A 17,093-nucleotide genomic window follows, 5' to 3' on the forward strand; every position below is an offset into this window, starting at 1 on the left:
GAGTTCTCACTGAGAACACGAGCCTCAGAGAAGCTCTCTGGCGTCGATGCTGAACTGACCTTGTGAAGAGGGTCGGGGCCTGCATTGGGGTGAGACGTGCCTCGATCCTGTTCTGGTTCAACTGGTGCTGGTGTTGAGTCGACCTGTGTGGCCGGTTGATCACCTGGCTGCACGTCAGGTTGGACCAGTTCTTCAGCGTGGCTAAGGTCAACGCTGGTTTCTGGTGACACAGAGCCTGCACCAGTGAATTCTTCTTCATACTCCAGATCAGGCTCATGATCCTCACCAGGTGCCACTTCCTCGAATGTTTCGTCGAGCGAAAGAGCAGATGACCGATCCGGGCCGGAAGGGTGCGGTGTGGCAATGGAGTGCTGTGTTGTGTCAGACACGGAAGGTCTCCTGACTGCTTTTGAAGGTTATTGCGTTTGCATTCTATCTTCCTGTTTGTCGGCCAAAAGTAATGCAAGGGACAGACTTATCTGTTGCAGAACTTCTTTGATTTCCTCTTGCTGCTTGACTTGCCATGCCGTCATCAGAGTTAGGTCTTTGACGTTCTGCGCTTCATTGGCGGATGATACTTTGAAGGCGTAATCCGCATTGCCATACCATGCCCTACTACGAAGTTTCGCCACAGCCCTGTAGCTTACGCCATGGGGGAAGTTGTTAGATGGCAAATATCCTGCAACTTTTTCGGCGGTGTTCTCAGCCCATGTATGTAGTGAAGTCGGTGAACTGTCGTAGTTGTCTCCCGTCGGGTCGCTTCCGGGGAGTGGGGCGGCATCGGCAGCGAACTGGGCAAGCACATCAAGAGCCTGCGATGTCTGATTTATAATGGACATCCGACGCAGATAGGCCGCTCTATTGCTTGCGCTGGAACTTGAGTTGTTCGGCGGCGGGGGAGGGGGGGCTGTTAAAATTGATGTCCGGATGAAACTGTTTGCCTGCTGCATTTCAGTATGATCCAGCGTATCGCTTCTCGGGTGCGTCAGGACCTGAGCGTTAAGATCATGCCCCGTTTTGGGAGATATTGAGGAGCCTGTGTCAGTTGAGATCGTGTTTTGAGTTTTCGATTTACACATGCCGCTGGAGACGTCCATATCTCCGGCACCGTTGGTGCAATGGCCTGCCAGGGTGGCCTGGATGATCTTTTCAGGGGATCGATCTTTTCCTGATGTGTCGATCTCGGAATAGGCGTCAAGCGCGCCATTTACCAGTTCCGCCCGCCACTGTTCTCTGGCTGCGCCGACCTGCGCATCAGCTATAACTTCCGTGATCACATTGCAGCCTGCCGGTCCTTGCGCCGTCTGTTCGGTTGCATGCAACTTCTCATCTTCTACGCGCATCATGACCTGCCTCTTATCCTGGGCGTCCATGAGCTGAGACTGAGCTTGCAGATTTGTGTCGTCGTTAATGACGCCTTGCTGAAGCAGATTTGTGAGATCGCTATTTACTAGGTCTGTCTGCTTGCCGATGTAATCGGATAGTTGGGAAGTTTCTTTGTCGATGAAGTTTGAAATTGTCTGAGTACTGAGCTTTTGTTGAGCAATCTCTTTTATCGAGTTGGCAATCGCTACGGGATCACTAAGAACACTCACGGGGAAGGCGCTGGCTTTCTGGGTAAAGCCTGAGGCTGAAATAACCCCACATGCCGCAAGCAAAAGAAATTTTTTATAGGCGTGCATAAGCGTTTCCTCGTGGCATGTGTTGTTTAGTTAAAGACCCAGGATCTTGCTGGAGTGTTAGACGTATCCCCGAGAAGGGCGTCTCCCATGCCTCCACTACTTTGAGTCATGGACGTGCTTGCTCCAACGCTTATGCTTCCAGGGTGGAGTCCTGGAATAACACCATCCAGATCGATTGTTTTGTAAAGCGACTGGTTTACGGGTTGGGTAAGGTTGCTGAACTGTGTTTGCATTGCATTGCATGCCGCTGATGCAAGTTGCTGCAATAGGCCGGACAGCGAAAAGGACGATGTGCTCAGCATTGGACGAGTGTTCAGTATCTGTTTTATGCAGGATACAGCGGCATATCCTGCATTATACATGTCGCCTTCATCGCTTACATACCCCGGATCTCCGCTGCTCATCCCTCCGCCAGCCTGAAGCACACTTTGTCCGTTAACCAGGGTGTAGCCTGTACCGGGCATTTCGGCGAGCTTGACCCAGTTATTGAGCATGTTCGCAGATGACGATTGCATCGCAGCCTTAACTTCTGGCGCGCAATACATTGAGGATACGGTGGTGGCGGACTCAGTATTACCGTTTGAGTCCGTTGTAGTCGAAGATGTTACGGTTGCGTCAACCGTGTCCCCAAGACTCGTTGTAGACATCTTTTGCATGTTCTTTTGCCAGCCACCATTTTGCCATGACGGATTGTCTGCAAGGGCAGTGGCCGAAATATTCCCAGTCTTCAGATAGGTTGCGCATCCGGATGCCCCCAGAGATTCAGAACAGTAGGCCAGTGCGCCAGAGGAGAGCGTGGTCCCTGAGTATTTGTCTGTTGAGTTCAAATACGAAGAGTATGAGGGGCCAAGATCACTCTGAAGGTAGCTTGCATTTTTTGCGTTATATGCGGTGTCCGCGGCAATCTGTGCCTCCGGGGTAGAAAGAAAGTCTGAATCGCTAGAGACCCCATATGATTGGGCCTTTTGAGTCCAGCTTCCATCTGAATTCTTAAATCCAGCATCTTGAAGCGCAGAGCTCGATAACTGGAAGGCCCCAAGATATGCGCCGTTTGAACCAGAAGCACCAAAGCCCTTCGCACCACCTTCTAGAGGGATCAGGTTCTCCTGATAGGATGACATTTGGTATGTGCCGCCTGATGTCGCGCTTGAATCCGCGAGCGCAGTTCTCACTGAGAACACCCCGAAGGCTCCGAGCAGGCCGGCAGCAATGAGAAATGATCTGGCATGTAATTGTTTGCGCGCAGGCGCTAAATTTGAATTTAACATGCAGAACAAATCTCCAAGCACAAAGAAACTGCGGGCGACGACGCGTGTAGTAGATCTAAGTAACGGTATACCGAATGGGGTATGCAAACCTTAGAGGTAATTTTTGGGGACTGGTCCTTCAGGCACATTTTCAAGGAGAAGGCGTGTAAGAGCTTTGGTAGCTTGTGTAACTCTCCTTGTACCGGCCAGCTCCATATTTCAGCCCTTTATAGCCTTGCCGAGTGGTGACAAGGATATCCCGCCACCCACCCGAGGCGGCTTCTGCTGCTGTCGCGCCTTCTCCATCCGACGCTCCAAGCCATAGAGCGGTCGGGCCGTCTGCAGTGTCCTGAAAAAGGGCAGAGGGGCAGCCAGTATCACCACACTCCCCTGGCGCGTAGGCATAGGCGAACCAGATGGAAGTTGCCGGATTAGCTGGAACTTTACTTGCTGAAATTTTGTAATCGGATTTGCCGGAGTACGGATGATATTTCAGCCATTCACCCGAGTGGAGGATTTCTGAGAATCTTTCGGAGATGCGATTGGGCGCGCGGTTTTTCAGGGTGCTGAAAGGCTCTCCCAGACTTGATATCACCGGGTAGTATGCTGGACCGCCGCTCCACTCCCACACAACGTCGTCCGCCTTTAGGAAGTATAGTCCGGCCGGACCTGGTTTTTTTATAATCCTCAGATCCTTCACGTGCCTCTCGAATGCCACCTCCCAGCTTTCGCTCTCTTTTGAATAGATAAGCAACGCTGTCGTGCAAAATCCTGATCGACAAGTTTCCGAAGATGCGAACCTGACTATGAGTGCTGTTGCTGTAGAGGATATTTCTGATCGGACTGTGTCTAGTCTGACGTTCTTATGTCGTTGGAGATAGCTCTGAAAAGTTGTCCTCGCAATTTCCTGATCTTCAGAAGATGCTCGCCTGTCTGCCGAAGCGTGCGCAAGTTGAGGAGGCGCTAAGACTTGTGTGCAAGCCATCAGCGAGGCGATGAAAAACGCTGAGCGTTTTGTATGCGATATTTCACTCATCTCGGTTATCCAATTTCTCACTGATGGGTGTAATCAGAAAACGAGCTGATCATACTATTTACGGGGTACTTGGCGGCATTAGATAGTAAAGATAATGCTTGATTTGCCTGATTCACCCCGAATGCAGCATCGCTCTGCTCGGGTGTCGTGCCTGAAGCGAACGTTATTGCTGATGAAGATTGTCCTACACTGACGCCGGGCATAATTTCATACCCGTTTGTATTCCTTTGTGTGGCCGTCTGCACCATTGACTCAAGAGAGTTCACGTTTGTCTGGAGGGCATTGCAGGCAGCGCTTTCAAATTGCTGCAAGAGACTTGAGAGGCTCGGTATGCCTAGTCCTGACAGGGTTGGATGTTGATTAAGGAGGTTTTTTAGGCAAGCTTGCTCGGCGTATTTGGCTTGCTGAAGTTCATCGTAGAGGGTCTGTGCCAGCGACCCATACTGATCTACTGCTTGCCTGGTTTGCTGGTTCATGACCGCGGCGACACTCTCAGGACAGTCGGCCCCTGTAGCCCCGCCTGGCTGGCTAGAAGAGCTTTGCGCTCCCCAATAACCAGAAGAAGACTGGGCCATGCCTGCAGACGGGAATGTTGCGCAGGTAAGCAGCAAAGCAATGCCTACTTTCTTACTGAATTGCATCATCAGGAAATTCCTTCTGGAGATGGCCCGGCAACAGGTTCACTGACGGGAGTGGCCTCGGGCGTCAGAGTATTCAGGCCAGCTTCAAGGGCTGCCACTATAGATGGGGTTGAGAGGGTCATCTCAGACTGAGGTGCTATTACGTTAGTTGCAAACTGCAGCAGATCGTCATGAAAGAGTTTTGAGACCTCCGGACTTACCGGTACATCCTCCATACCAATATCACCGATTAGGACTGGCAGCAGGGGATGTATTTCGTCTCTTTCAACATCGGCCATCCATGCCATGATCCGGAAGCGTCCTGGCCGGCCTAGTCCGACAACTCCGTTTAAATCCTGGCATAGATTAGATATAATGCCTGCAATATCGGCGCGGTCAGGCTTTATCTTATCGACGAGATCATGGCATCGAGCAGAGTCCATGGGTTGGCCAGATGCAAGGAACGCTCGCAAAAGAGATGGCCGAGAAGACATCCACGCGCCTAGGCTCGCAATATCGAGGTGAAATTCTCCGTCCTGGCTCGTGTCTGTTTCAGACATTTCTGATCTCTCTTGCTACCCGATCTTGAAAGAGTTGTTCTCAGTCGAGTAGAAGGGTAGCGAATAGATCATGCATCCTTAAGATGAATATTTGGAGATCAGCGAAGTGGCCTCACATTTCCCTTTGTTTGGGCTGTCTTTATCGGAGTTTCCAATACCGGAAACTACTGATCTTGAACGTATGGTTGCTATTGATAGCATCCCTTGTCTGGCTGATGCCTCTGCGCGCACACAGCCAACAGGGCCAGAGATCTCCAACGATCATCAGATCGCCCCGGATCAAAACCCTACTCCAGAACCCGTGGTGGTCCCGGAAGCCTCTCCATTCCCAGATCTGTCGATGTGACGTATTAGGAGAAAGGATCTCCTGGTAGCTCGATTGTGGGCTTAATCTTGATTTTATCGGGGATGCATTCGGCGTCGTTCTGAAGTGATATGAGGCATGCTGCAGCTATTGTATGAATAGCCGCAGACGCTTCATCTGCCGCCCCGGTCATCTCGTCGACAAGGGTACGTGCGTGTTTCAGGCCATCTTTGTCTCTTGTAATATCCAAAACCTCGCCATGATGAGTAATTGACACCTTGTCTGATGCATTTTCAATGGTCAGATCGGGGAGAGTGATGCATACCCCGTCGTCAACGAACGGCGAAAAGTTTGCGAGGGCGCTCTCAACATGTGTCACTTAGTCACTCTTTCGAAGTAGGGTTGTGGAAGATGCTGGCACCGGACTGATAGTGTTTCTGGACATAATCAAGAGCAGATTTTCCGAGCCTCAGAAACTCCTTTTTGGCCTCTTTCTTCATAATATCTGCCATCAAAAGTATGGCACCATATTTTGCTTCAGTTTCACCAGACGCTATTGTCGAAGCTGGCGATCTCCCGCTCCCTTTGAGATCGGCACTTTGGAGATCCTCTTCCTTCTTGCCGGACGTTTCGCCGGGGATACCTCCGTTATCTGGAGAAACCTGGCCAGGTTGAATTCCATGTCGATCGCCATGGGGCTTTGGCCAGGGCAGGGGGAGTTCATTGTTCGTCTCTTCGTCTGGAAGTGTAGGGAAGGGGTTCACTCCGGATAGCGTCACAAGATAAGGGATAGGCACCTGCGTCCATGCCCGTCCCGGCCCATTGGCCACTAAATATGCCGCGGCCTTATGTTGTGAGGGGTCGTAGACTGCCTTGAAAATCATTGTGGGGACCAGAAGGCGGCCCGCGTGCAGTTTCTTTGTAAAAACTGGCCCCGTGACGACGTAAAGTTCTCCGTCATCTTCGGCAAGTTCTCTAATAGAGGCTTCAATGCCTTCCCATAGGTTTCTGTTGTTGTCTGGGTTTTGTGGGATCATATTCGCAAGTGTGTATGTTTCCTGCTGAGCTTCACGGGTCCATTCATCACCGGAGGGCGTCATGTGCCCCCGGTCGTAACCGGTGCGCGTGTAGTCGGATAATTCGGACCTGAATTCGTCTGGAATATTTGACTCTGGATGGAAGGCGTTAACGCGCCGTATGGCAGAAGCCGCATCAACGTGCTCTTCCGTGAGATGCTCTGCGGACCAAAGTGGCGTGTAACTTACGCCCGAGTAGAGCACAGCAAAGCCCTGATAGCACAGAGGGAAGGTATCCCTCGACATGGCGTCTCTTGTGATCTGTGGTGCGCTACCGCCCTGGAAATGGTCGGGACACGCGGCGAAATCATCCGCCAGGCCCGTTTCCGGGGATAAAAGGTAGCAGGCTGCGATGGCCGTACCATAGAGCAGAGCGAAGGAGGCTTTTTTCAACTAAACTAACCTTGTGGGGCCTTAGATGAAAGGCGGAGGGAAAGGTTAAAACGAGGAATGACAATACACTTTTGCAAGGACAGTTAAAACCCTTGAGTGATGAATATTGGTTGTTATCTTTCTGGGAGGTGACAAACCTTGTGCCGTTTGTGCGTATTCTTTTCTTGGGTGTCTTATGAATATTTCTTCCTTGGGTGCCGAGAATGTGCGGCTGATGCACGAAAGAATGGCACGGGCAGCAGATACATTTTTTCGTCGCGGGGTGTCACAGTTTGTTACTGACATGAGTGGCGAAATTGCATGTGCCCCAAATGCTGACGAAGTCGCGCTCTTTGCTGTGTCGCGAATTGGCATGAGAGATTTTACACAGATCGAGAGGGCCACTACGGCCGTTCGCTTGTCTGCTCAAGTCTCGTGGATGACGAAAGGGTACAACGCCAGCATCGAATGTCTGGAATTCTTTGCTATTCCATTTATGGCTTACAAGGACGCACAGCCGGATATTCATGAGTTAGCGCGCTGTGTAAATGAGGGGAAACTTTTCCCTGACACTTCCAGGGTTTTGCTTACTCCCAACTGGTGCTCGATGGATGAGGTGATGCTAATGGCGTCCAGCCCATCTGGGGTCAAGGGAGCCTTTCAGAGCGTATGCGCTAACAGCTCATTCTCAACCTATCCAGTAATCCTTTCATCCTCCGTATCAGATGGTGAGTATCCGCGCGCAATTCTCGGAGCGGTGGCAAACGTCGTCGCAGCGCCTGGTGTCTTTCCACCCTCCGTCCTTAGTCGTCTTTACGATGGTGTCGGCGGTGATCTCTCCGCCAAGGCATCATCCCTCAGTCACTGGAGAGAGTATGCGGCTGGTGAAATGGGGGTGAGGCGAGTGGGGCTCCCTATGCGCGTCAGTGATGTGCGGCTCTTCAGAGATGTAGCAGTCGCCTCTGGGGAGCAGGAATGGGGCAAAAGGATAATCGTAAATTGACCAGTTTAACAATGGAGCAGTGCCATGCTTGGTGATGCACAATCGGCGCTACTCGAACAGCTCCGGTTCAAAGACATTTATATGCGTTTTCCACCCGGTCCGGACCCCTTCAAGGCAGGCCCTCCAGTCGTCTGCTATAAGCCGAAGCCTAAAATGGGAGAGCCAGCCCCCAAAGGTGTGCATCCGATACCAACAGAATTTAGAAGTGCTTCGGATGAGCTTGTGGCTCTGACATTAAAAAGTTTCGCGGAGAAAAACAAAGCGAACTTCTCGTTCCGCGCTACCAATAACCTACGTATCCGCGCCGTCTCCTACTCTGACCAGCTAGGACAGTGGCGTACAGCCCTTCGTAGCATTGATAAAGACGTCCATAATATTGATGAATTGAACATTCGTGAATCCGTCTTAGCGACATTGAAGCGATGGGTAACGAAGAAAGCTGGGATTTATATCTTCGGTGCCACAGGCGAAGGTAAGTCTACGACCTGCACAAGCCTGATCAACTATTTCCTCTCTCACCATGGGGGGTATCTTTACGCCGCCGAAAACCCAGTGGAGTTTGAATTTTCGCCTAACAACTATGATAACGCAGAGATCTGCCAGAGAGAGATTGATACCGACGAGCAATGGCAACCGGTCATGGAAGACGCTCTGCGTTCTAATCCGGATTGTCTGTATGCGTCTGAGTTCAGAAATGCTGCCTGTATTAAAATGTTAATTAGGGGATCAACATCGGGGCATCTGACTATTTCAACAGGGCATGCATTCTCTGTGCAGGACGGTCTGATGTTTATGGCTCAGGCGACCACCCAGAATGCGGATGTAACCGCCAGAATTCAGCTTGCACAAGGGTTGGTAGGGGCCGCCCATCAAACTCTCGTAAATGGGCGGCCCCATATCACGCTTCTTGAAAATACACCCGCTGTTAGCAGCCTGCTTCGTGAAGGTCAGTATCATCTTCTTGAAAATGAACTGCAGACACAGAAAACCGCTCTAGCACGCAGCGAAGGTGAAGATCCGACATACGGATCTAAAACGGTGGTTGCGGTTCCACCTAATTACTCGAAGCAAATGACTTCGCAAGAGAGCCGGCCAGATTCAGATCATGATGAGGCAGGGGATGCAGGTGACGGGAGTGAGCGTGAAGCCGTAAGGCGGTCGAATGGGGGGCGGCGGGTTAAGAGACGAATTCCCCCTCCGCCGCCAACCTTTGTGGACAAAATTAGGGCCTGGTTCTCTTTTTAATCACCAGACCGCCCGAAGTAGGATCGTGATGCCCATTGCCACTGCGGCCGATGCAGGGATAGTCGCAATCCACGAAATGAGCATTCGTAGGATGGTGCGCCACCTCACACGTCCAAGGCTATGAAGTGCTCCTACACCAGCCAGGGTTCCTGTCTGGACGTGTGTCGATGAAACAGGGATGCCACAGATCGTCGCCAGAGACAGGACGATCCCTGCTGAGCCTTGAGCGACTGCCCCCTGCCAGGGGCGTGTCCGTGCAATACCGCGACTAATAGCCCGCGTCATGGCGGCAGGTTGAGGGCTGATCGTTCCAAGCGCCATAGCGGCCTGACACATCAGGACGACCCACAGAGGAGTATCAGCGGTCGGGATCGCATGGCTACTGAATAGTGCCAGAGTGATAATCCCCATCGTTTTTTGTGCATCATTGCTTCCGTGCGACAAAGCCAAAAGCCCACAAGCAAGGATTTGCATAGGACGAAAAAAACGATTCATAAAGAGTGAGTCTAGGCGATTTGTGGGAAAGGCAGCGAGGCGGGTCAGCAAAATACTGCCCACAAAGCCAAGAGTCGGCGCAACGAAGATGGCGGCTATAATCGGCAAGAGACCCGACCAGATTACAGAAGAAACGCCGCTACTGGCTATGACGGATCCGATAAGACCGCCAATCAGGGCATGAGAGCTACTGGTCGGCACGCCGACGCGCTGGGCAAAAATATTCCAAGCGCAGGCTGAGATAAGCGCTGTCGCAATAGTCTTAAGGGTGACAGAGTTGGGGTTGACCAGTCCATGTCCCAGTGTAGCTGCAACATGAAGGCCAAAAACCAGGAAAGCAAAAAAAGAGCAGACCGTGGTAAAGATGGCAGCCTGCCTGATTGTAAGCGTGCCGGTGGAAGTGACTGGTGAAGTGATCAGGGCCGCATCATGGCGGCCGTTGGTGTAGTCGAAGATAAGTGCAAGGACTATTACGGCTACGAGCGGTGCCATTCGACCTCCAGATCAAGAATTGTCTGTCAAGATTCTGTAGCATTCTTTGCTAAAATCTTCACATCCGTCAGCAATAGCTTCCAGCTTCCTCCCGAAATCAAGGATCATGATATTGCGATAGAGTTCCTGTCCTTCAGCGAACTTGCAATATTCTGAATAGAGAGTTCTGTAAGCACGGTCAGCCTCTTTCTCGAAGAAATGAACTGAGCGGACAGTGTTTTTGATATCATCAGCATGTCGTTCAGGCCGTTCGAGCTGGTGCGGAAGATCACACATGCGGGCCGCTGCCTGAGCAATGGCGCGTGAAATATCCTTGGCTTCCTGAGGCAGCTCAACCTGGGTCTCTGTCAACTCAAATGATAGCTTCCTGATATTGTCGATGACATTGTCAGATAGGTGGAAAGCCGCGAGAAGCATTGATCGGTCGAAAGGGAGCAGGATGGCCTGGTGGATAGCCTGCGTCCCTTGATATTCGATTACATCTGCCTGCTTTTCTAAGGCGATGATTTGCTCGTTGATCGCCTCAAGACCGGCTGGAGGTGCTCGAAGGAGGGATTCCAGAAGGATTGTGGCCTCTTTAACAAGGCTTGTGTGTTCTTGCAGAAGCGAAAGGCTTGGAGAGGAGCGAGGTTTTGCCAGGCCTACCAGTCGGGCGAGATGCGATAGGAAATCCATACAAGTATCCTTACGTTGAAAAAGGGGGTCCGCCCATGTAGGGCGGACGCTTATCAGGCAGCTTTCTTGTGAGAGTTTGCCTTGAGATAAGGGCCAGCCTTTTTGATTTCGATTGAAATCATTTTCTGTCCCAGAGATGGAACCGCTTCTGGAAGGGTGACCTTGCCACGGCCATTGGTCCAACGTGCGTCGCCTTCCACCTCGTGCCAGCCTTGTGCATCCCGAGCCTGCAAATGCGTGGTGACGGGAGTGTGCCCTGCTGCGGAGAAGATGGAGATACGCCCCACAGCCACACCAAGATTGCGACGATCATCTACAAAGGGGCCGCTCACATCAGAAGGGCGAGAGGTATTGGAGGTAATCTGGATTTCAGAGGTGTTATCAGGAATCATGAACAAATAGCTCTGTCCAGATTTTCGAAGGGGGAAGATCATCTTGCCGCTGTCTGTAATCAGGCGGAGCATTGGGGTGTCCGTTGTGGACGCCATTTCTGAAACATTGCCGGAAGAGAGGATACGCCCGCGATCTGCGATGGCCTGAAAGATGGGCGTCACGAACTCCGGGCTGGTGTTCAGTTCTGCATAGGAATCTTCACCCCATTTCAAATCCTTGGTTTCGCAATTTTCGGTCCCGACAAAAGTTTTGCGGTTGCCGGTATCCAGATAGCTCTCAGTGGCAAGTCCATCGGAGACAAGAACGGAGTGTCGCGCTGTCTCAACATGGTAGTAATCATAGTCTGAAAAGGACTTGTCGTAGAAAATCGTCGTGTTGTTCACCAGCATCCGGGCAGGCACAAACTTTCCGTCGATGAAGAGGCAGTGTTCGGGGGTGATAAGAAGGTCCTTGAAAGGCACACCCTGAGAAATCGCGTCTTTGAGGATGCGAACGGGAGCGCCGCTCATATCGTCAGAAGATGCGTGGGGATTGGTCTTTGCGTGAGCCTTCCCGATCCAAGAGACGGGAGAGCAATCAATCCCATTTTCTGTAAGGGTGACGACTTTATCACCCACAGCAAGGTCTTCTACGCGGACCTCACCATGAGGGGTGCGGATCATGGTTCCCGGCAGGAAGCAGACAAGGCCGGAATAGCCTGCCCCATACGGACGGACCCAGCGGAAGTCAGATGGGGAAGAGCCGGGAGCGAAGCGCATAGATGCGACAAGCACGTTATCGGATGTGTCGACAATGCGGTAGCTTCCATCAGCGTTCTGATTCCAATAAACACCGGCCCATTCGTTGGCGGAAAAGAGGATGTAATCGTCCGGGGAGATATTCGTCATCGTCGGGATCGTGTAACCGCTCCAGAATTGATAAATCTCGTTTTTCGGCCCGGAAAAGGTGATGTTAGATGTGATGTAGTTCGCCTTGAGGGAGGATCCATTGGTGATGGCAATAGTGCCCCCGGTTACGGCTCCGATAGTTCCTGTATCCGTGATCTGATAGATAGCATCGACCGTAGCGTTGTTCAGGGTGAGTTTGGAATTTTGAGCAAGCTGCACGGTCTGAATATAAACGCCGACACTACCGTCAGAAAGCGTTACATTCCCGTTGCCCGTAATCTGAATGCCGCTGATCTGATAGCTGCCGCCAGACAGATTAATGTTGAAATCCTCAGAGTTGCCAGTGTCGATTACCGTTGTAATGCCCTTACGAGGAACGCCATTGGTCCAATTATCGGGGTCATTCCAAAGCCCGTTATTGGAGCCAATCCATTCGGTCGTAGTGGCGGAAATCGTGGTCATAACTTCGGTATCCTTTAATGCCGACACGCCTTGCGCGGGCCTCTGATTCAATAAGGATATTATTGCCCGAAAAGAAATAAAAAACAAGAATTGACAACGAACAAATCAAACGAAGCCGGTGCGGTCCAGACTATTTTTCCTTGCTAGGAGTGATAACCGTATTTGCGTTTCGCAAGGGGATGGGTAGCTTTAAGTAAGTATCGATAAATATATCCGCGTGCGTTTACGCTAAAGAGGGTGTTTCTCATGTCCGTTGTAAGCTTAAAGAGTTTAGGGACAGTCTTTGCATTGACGGCCGCTTTACTGTCTGGCTCGTCTTTGGCCAGAGCAGAAGAAGGGGGCGGAAGATTGATTTCCGATAATTTCTCTTCCTGCTTGAACGCAGTTCATGCAGGGTCCGCTGAAACATCCCAAGATGAGGCCAGCAATATCGACGATGAGGCAAGAGGTGCCACCCTAAAGTGTTTGACGGACGAGGGGAGACGCCAGAAAGATGCAATTAAATCGGACTATGAGGCAATACTAGCTTCTGGTGATGCGAAGGCGAAAGAGGCCGTAGAAATTGGGCAGAAGGAATGGTCCCAAAGCCTTGTCTCTAACTGCCAGAGAGAGGTGGAGCGAGAGGCAAAGGAAATGGCGGCGGCAGGTGCTTCTGAAGGGGTCGATGGTGAAATAAACCTTCAGGAGTGCATGTTAAATGGTCTGGTAAGTCGTAGATTGACCGTCCAGCGTCTTAGGGATGATGCTCAGCATGCCGGGCCTTCTGGCGGCCCAAGCGACACAGGTGAGACTACATCCCAGGAGCCGGAGCTTCCTCAATGACAAGTTCAGGTGATAGCGGGGGAAGGTCAAGGTCTGGTCCGATTTCAGGCTCAGGCATATCCGGCAGCATATTCATGCCGGGAGGTGCTGTAAGGGAGAAATCTTCCTCAACCCAACCAGGAGGGGGCGGCGGCAAGCGCCGGAAGACATCGAGCCGTTGTTTTTCCTGCGTTTGAGCCTGTATGGGGGCAGAAGCCTTTGCAGCAAGAATGCGGTTAGATGGGGGAGTGATGGGTTTGGAGGGCGGAGGTGCCGATGAGAGTTCAGGCAGGGGTGCCTGTGCTTTAGGGTTCGATTCCGCCCACGCGAACAGATCTTGCATGTTCCTCTTCTCCACCTCCGTCCGGTGTTTCTTTAGCAAATATTTGTTGCATGAATTTCTAGCACATTCACATGCAAGGTAGATGGCTACTTCGGAGTGTCGAGGATAATTTTTAGAGAGTGACTACTAAGGACTTCCTTACCACGAACTCTCAATATGTTCCCTGTCCTTTGTATATCCAGGGGGTCTATCGCCCCGTCTTCGAGGTATCCGACCTCGGTCCTATTTCCGTCCTCGGAAAGCATGACAAGGTGATAGGGGCTGCCGATTTTGCTCTGGGTGATCAGGAGCGACGTAACATCATCATGAGCCCTGGATGAACAGATAATGCTTAATGATCCGTAATCATCCACGGTTAGATTTATCATTCCACTATCCTGCTTCCGGTCCCTGTCGCGATCGATATTTATCCTTGAAATATTAGTGCATGAGGGATGCAACTGGTAGGACCATCTTCACAATGTGACAGAATAGATTGTGTCTTGCATCCCGATCAGAGAGCATTGTCCGCAACAATTTCGGTTAAAACTGAGGACTGGGAAATGGCAAAAGCCGCCACTAAAATCACAAATATAGGCGCAAAAATTGGTGGGTCCAGAAAAGACCAGGCCAGAATGCGGATTACGCTAAACCAGTTCGCTGAGATGAATTCAGAAGAGCGGATCAACCTGATTAAGAAGGATAAAGTTTGGCCTGAGCCTGACTGGGAGAAGCTTGCTCAAGAAGGAATGGCTCCAGAGGTTGCTGCGAAAATTAAGACGATAAGACGGAACTTGGGTACAGCGCCAAGGGATGACTATGGTGGGAATCTTGGGACATACGAAAAATGTGCCGGGCTGTATGTTGAGATGGTGGATAGTCTTGCTGCGACTGTGCTCCCCTGCAAGACAGAGGCTGATCTGGTGCTTGCAATAAATGAATACAAGCAGAAATACAGGCAGCCAGGCCCAGGCAGAACGCCTCCTCTCCCGAGCGCAAGAAACCGAGATAATGTATGCAGCCCGGACTGGTACCAAATATGGAAGGGGAATGTTTCCCCTCTTCCCGAACTAAGGTCCAATAGGCTGAGTTTTTCATACAGCGATGAAAAACGGATGAAGAAAGAACTGGCGGACGGGTTCCCATATAAACAAAACAAGAAACCGGCATGGATGAAAACTCTTGTAATCAGGAAAGTTCGAATCAAGTTGTCGAAAGACGCCGAATACACCGACATGGTGGAAGCGAGATTTCAGACGGCGAAGAGGATTGATCGCGTTGGTTACTTCGAAAACGAGGAATCTGCCCTTGAGGCTGCGAAAACGCACTATGATGAAAAAAAATCGAAAAGAGTAGGACTGCCTGAGAGGCCACACCTCGAAAACCTCGCTCGCAGAGGGCCGGACTATCGTAGGGGGCATAATGTCTCGGCTGAGCAACTGATGCGCGATTTCGGTTTCCGGGGAATTGAATTCGGGGAGTGGCTTCCGAATGATGAGCGCCAGATAGTTATCAACGCAGCTTGGGTTGCGTGTCATGATTTGGCTGATGCTATAGGCATCAATCCCCGAGGTGTTGGTTTGGATGGAACTCTGGCTCTAGCGCTGGGCGCGCGAGGCAAGGGGCACGCGTCGGCTCATTTTGAGCCGGACAGGATGGTCATGAATATTACGCGGATGCGTGGAGCGGGTTCCCTTGCTCATGAATGGGCACATGCCCTGGACTTCTTCATAGCTAATTCCCGAGCGCCAGAGGGGATGAAGAGCGAAAAAGGTCATTTAAGATACGCCAGCGGAGGGAGACTTGACTTCAGCGATAAGCGGACAAAAAGTTTATCCTTCCTTCCCGGCGCCGTCGTCCAGCAGGTCAATGCCGTTTTGCATTCTTTCCTCAAGATTAAGCTGACCAAAGAGGAAGATATTGCGCTGTGGGCAAAGGCAATAACTGAGGAAAAGAGCCTGCAGCATCGGTATGAGGCAAGGAAAGCCAGTGACCAAAAGAGCTTTGAAGCTGAGTATCCTAACGGAGACGCTCCCGAATATATGGCAATCAGCACAAAAAAGCGCTTAGAAGGGTGGGATATCACCATCAGGAACTGCGCCGCCCAGATCGAACGCATGGAGGCAGCAGTCTCAGGCTTAGAACTTGGGGGGGAAACTAGATCGGTTCAAACCGATTATGCGACAAACTCTGCGAAAATAGGGAGTACGGACTACTGGACGCGTCCTACGGAGCTTTTCGCCAGAGCGTTTGAGTCCTGGGTTGAGGACCGTCTAAATAATGCTGATGGCATCAGAAAATCGCCATATCTTGTTCATAGCACGGATCCGCAAATCTATCAGAAATTGGCGGACTTGGGACTTATCGCTGCCAATCCTTACCCGGCAGGCCGTGAGAGGAAGGTGATAGGGGAGGCTTTCGAGCGCTTCATGGATGTTGTGGGGCCGGAGTATGGGCTGCGAAATGAAGCTCCGAGACCGTTAAACGCTATGACAGCGAAAATTCCTGAGCCTGAAGCCGTTAGAGAGGAACTCTCAGCGCCTGAGCCGCAATGAAACGGCTAATCCTCATCGTGCAACACCTGCTATAAAAAAAGGCGACAGCGTTATGCTGTCGCCCTTTTCCGTTTTTGCTCTGACGAAAAGTTACCTGGACTTTTTCGCTGAACGAGACTTTTTGGAAGCCGGTGCCACTGCAGGTTTAGCGGGGCGGGCGACTGCCTTGCCTTTTACCGTTTTGGCGGCGATTTTGGCTGGGGCTTTCACCGGCACCGTTTTTTTTGCCGGAACGACCTTACGCGGCGTGGCTTTTACAGGAGCCGATTTTACCGGTTTTGCCGGTGTCGCCTTCACCTTTGCGGCAGGGGCTTTTGCGGACTTCACTGCTTTCGGCGCGGTGGCGGACTTTGCGGGGCGGCCAGGCTTACCTTTCGGAGCTGACCCATTCACCGCTTTCTTTGTGCGTCGTGCCGGGCGAGGCGTGCCGCCTTTGGCTTCTACCACCTTGTTTTTCAAAACCGGAGAAGGCTTGAAGCGGACGGTGTATGAGGCCGGCACAGAGATCTTCTCACCCGTCCGTGGGTTCATCGCAGGACGCTGACCCGTTTTGTGGACTTTGAAAGTCCCGAAGCGGGCCATAAGGAACGTCCCGTTCTCGATGAGATCTTCCTGGATTGCAGCCATCATGTCATCAACGGCCTTGAGAGCGGCCACGCCGGTAACGCCCAAAGACTTTTGCAGTCGGTCTGCCACGAACTGTTTGCTCATGAGAGTCTCTTGTCTCCATTGAGGTTGGTTTGAGAATTGATATCCATCGAAACCTAAATAGCAATATTAACCTTGCTGAATGAGATTATTCTGGACGCCACTGGGCATGAATGTCTGAAAACACCGAGAAAATAGCGACGGGCTACTAAACTTGG

General features: G+C 51.4%; 18 protein-coding genes. 4 read left to right on the forward strand and 14 right to left on the reverse strand.

From position 1 onward, the window contains the following. The 8 genes from AD930_RS02190 to AD930_RS02225 form a co-directional block, all read right to left on the reverse strand. On the reverse strand, window positions 1-389 hold a 389-nt coding region (locus tag AD930_RS02190), incomplete at its 3' end, for a KH domain-containing protein (protein WP_208598547.1). 27 nt (window positions 390-416) lie between these two features. Beyond that, window positions 417-1,682, reverse strand: coding sequence for a hypothetical protein (locus tag AD930_RS02195; RefSeq protein ID WP_061504942.1), 1,266 nt, complete (start codon window positions 1,680-1,682; stop codon window positions 417-419). Between the two features lie 26 nt (window positions 1,683-1,708). After that, window positions 1,709-2,950 (reverse strand): hypothetical protein, encoded by a 1,242-nt coding sequence (locus AD930_RS02200; protein ID WP_156476805.1) that lies wholly within the window; start codon window positions 2,948-2,950, stop codon window positions 1,709-1,711. Between the two features lie 130 nt (window positions 2,951-3,080). Continuing rightward, window positions 3,081-3,965, reverse strand: a complete 885-nt coding sequence (locus AD930_RS02205; protein WP_167375126.1) for a hypothetical protein — start codon at window positions 3,963-3,965, stop codon at window positions 3,081-3,083. Window positions 3,966-3,982: 17 nt separating this feature from the next. Next, a complete protein-coding gene (locus AD930_RS02210) occupies window positions 3,983-4,609 on the reverse strand; it encodes a hypothetical protein (protein WP_061504945.1) in 627 nt (208 codons plus the stop codon). Continuing rightward, window positions 4,609-5,145, reverse strand: a complete 537-nt coding sequence (locus AD930_RS02215; protein ID WP_061504946.1) for a hypothetical protein — start codon at window positions 5,143-5,145, stop codon at window positions 4,609-4,611. Before AD930_RS02215 ends, AD930_RS02210 begins: the two co-directional genes overlap by 1 nt. A 350-nt stretch (window positions 5,146-5,495) precedes the next feature. After that, on the reverse strand, window positions 5,496-5,828 hold the full coding sequence (locus AD930_RS02220; protein ID WP_061504947.1) for a hypothetical protein: 333 nt from the start codon (window positions 5,826-5,828) through the stop codon (window positions 5,496-5,498). A 4-nt stretch (window positions 5,829-5,832) separates the two neighbouring features. Beyond that, window positions 5,833-6,918: a DNA/RNA non-specific endonuclease gene (locus tag AD930_RS02225; protein WP_061504948.1), complete on the reverse strand. Its 1,086-nt coding sequence runs from the start codon at window positions 6,916-6,918 to the stop codon at window positions 5,833-5,835. Window positions 6,919-7,093: 175 nt separating this feature from the next. Here AD930_RS02225 and AD930_RS02230 point away from each other — a divergent pair, with 175 nt between their 5' ends. Both AD930_RS02230 and AD930_RS02235 read left to right on the forward strand, forming a co-directional pair. Beyond that, complete coding sequence (locus AD930_RS02230) at window positions 7,094-7,900, forward strand: hypothetical protein (RefSeq protein WP_156476806.1); 807 nt, start codon at window positions 7,094-7,096, stop codon at window positions 7,898-7,900. 24 nt (window positions 7,901-7,924) lie between these two features. Next, window positions 7,925-9,145: an ATPase, T2SS/T4P/T4SS family gene (locus AD930_RS02235; RefSeq protein WP_061504950.1), complete on the forward strand. Its 1,221-nt coding sequence runs from the start codon at window positions 7,925-7,927 to the stop codon at window positions 9,143-9,145. Here the strand turns inward: AD930_RS02235 and AD930_RS02240 are convergent, their stop codons facing one another. From AD930_RS02240 to AD930_RS02250, 3 genes are read right to left on the reverse strand one after another with little or no spacing between them, the layout of a single operon-like run. Further along, a complete protein-coding gene (locus AD930_RS02240) occupies window positions 9,146-10,132 on the reverse strand; it encodes an inorganic phosphate transporter (RefSeq protein WP_061504951.1) in 987 nt (328 codons plus the stop codon). It abuts the gene before it with no gap. A gap of 12 nt (window positions 10,133-10,144) precedes the next feature. Beyond that, entirely contained in the window at window positions 10,145-10,807 is a 663-nt protein-coding gene (locus AD930_RS02245) for a DUF47 domain-containing protein (RefSeq protein WP_061504952.1), read from the reverse strand. Window positions 10,808-10,860: 53 nt separating this feature from the next. Then, entirely contained in the window at window positions 10,861-12,549 is a 1,689-nt protein-coding gene (locus AD930_RS02250) for a Hint domain-containing protein (RefSeq protein ID WP_061504953.1), read from the reverse strand. A 246-nt stretch (window positions 12,550-12,795) separates the two neighbouring features. On the opposite strand from AD930_RS02250, the gene AD930_RS02255 reads away from it, so the two are divergent. Then, window positions 12,796-13,371, forward strand: coding sequence for a DUF1311 domain-containing protein (locus tag AD930_RS02255; protein WP_061504954.1), 576 nt, complete (start codon window positions 12,796-12,798; stop codon window positions 13,369-13,371). Here the strand turns inward: AD930_RS02255 and AD930_RS17605 are convergent. Beyond that, window positions 13,340-13,693: a hypothetical protein gene (locus AD930_RS17605; protein ID WP_156476807.1), complete on the reverse strand. Its 354-nt coding sequence runs from the start codon at window positions 13,691-13,693 to the stop codon at window positions 13,340-13,342. The two genes, AD930_RS02255 and AD930_RS17605, sit on opposite strands and share 32 nt — an antisense overlap. Window positions 13,694-13,779: 86 nt before the next feature. Continuing rightward, window positions 13,780-14,061: a hypothetical protein gene (locus AD930_RS02260; protein WP_061504955.1), complete on the reverse strand. Its 282-nt coding sequence runs from the start codon at window positions 14,059-14,061 to the stop codon at window positions 13,780-13,782. A 174-nt stretch (window positions 14,062-14,235) separates the two neighbouring features. Here AD930_RS02260 and AD930_RS02265 point away from each other — a divergent pair, with 174 nt between their 5' ends. After that, entirely contained in the window at window positions 14,236-16,227 is a 1,992-nt protein-coding gene (locus AD930_RS02265) for an LPD1 domain-containing protein (protein ID WP_061504956.1), read from the forward strand. Between the two features lie 90 nt (window positions 16,228-16,317). Here the strand turns inward: AD930_RS02265 and AD930_RS18460 are convergent, their stop codons facing one another. Then, a complete protein-coding gene (locus AD930_RS18460; protein ID WP_082781626.1) occupies window positions 16,318-16,938 on the reverse strand; it encodes an HU family DNA-binding protein in 621 nt (206 codons plus the stop codon). Window positions 16,939-17,093: the final 155 nt, after the last annotated feature.

It is taken from the genome of Acetobacter malorum (assembly GCF_001580615.1).
Classification (GTDB): Bacteria; Pseudomonadota; Alphaproteobacteria; order Acetobacterales; family Acetobacteraceae; genus Acetobacter; species Acetobacter malorum.

Excerpts from the sequence above, each read along its gene's own strand:
- AD930_RS02195 (WP_061504942.1), bottom strand. The coding sequence starts at position 1,682 with ATGCACGCCTATAAAAAATTTCTTTTGCTTGCGGCATGTGGGGTTATT.
- AD930_RS02200 (WP_156476805.1), bottom strand. The coding sequence starts at position 2,950 with ATGTTAAATTCAAATTTAGCGCCTGCGCGCAAACAATTACATGCCAGA.
- AD930_RS02205 (WP_167375126.1), bottom strand. The coding sequence starts at position 3,965 with ATGAGTGAAATATCGCATACAAAACGCTCAGCGTTTTTCATCGCCTCG.
- AD930_RS02210 (WP_061504945.1), bottom strand. The coding sequence starts at position 4,609 with ATGATGCAATTCAGTAAGAAAGTAGGCATTGCTTTGCTGCTTACCTGC.
- AD930_RS02215 (WP_061504946.1), bottom strand. The coding sequence starts at position 5,145 with ATGTCTGAAACAGACACGAGCCAGGACGGAGAATTTCACCTCGATATT.
- AD930_RS02230 (WP_156476806.1), top strand. The coding sequence starts at position 7,094 with ATGAATATTTCTTCCTTGGGTGCCGAGAATGTGCGGCTGATGCACGAA.
- AD930_RS02235 (WP_061504950.1), top strand. The coding sequence starts at position 7,925 with ATGCTTGGTGATGCACAATCGGCGCTACTCGAACAGCTCCGGTTCAAA.
- AD930_RS02240 (WP_061504951.1), bottom strand. The coding sequence starts at position 10,132 with ATGGCACCGCTCGTAGCCGTAATAGTCCTTGCACTTATCTTCGACTAC.
- AD930_RS02245 (WP_061504952.1), bottom strand. The coding sequence starts at position 10,807 with ATGGATTTCCTATCGCATCTCGCCCGACTGGTAGGCCTGGCAAAACCT.
- AD930_RS02250 (WP_061504953.1), bottom strand. The coding sequence starts at position 12,549 with ATGACCACGATTTCCGCCACTACGACCGAATGGATTGGCTCCAATAAC.
- AD930_RS02255 (WP_061504954.1), top strand. The coding sequence starts at position 12,796 with ATGTCCGTTGTAAGCTTAAAGAGTTTAGGGACAGTCTTTGCATTGACG.
- AD930_RS17605 (WP_156476807.1), bottom strand. The coding sequence starts at position 13,693 with ATGCAAGATCTGTTCGCGTGGGCGGAATCGAACCCTAAAGCACAGGCA.
- AD930_RS02260 (WP_061504955.1), bottom strand. The coding sequence starts at position 14,061 with ATGATAAATCTAACCGTGGATGATTACGGATCATTAAGCATTATCTGT.
- AD930_RS02265 (WP_061504956.1), top strand. The coding sequence starts at position 14,236 with ATGGCAAAAGCCGCCACTAAAATCACAAATATAGGCGCAAAAATTGGT.
- AD930_RS18460 (WP_082781626.1), bottom strand. The coding sequence starts at position 16,938 with ATGAGCAAACAGTTCGTGGCAGACCGACTGCAAAAGTCTTTGGGCGTT.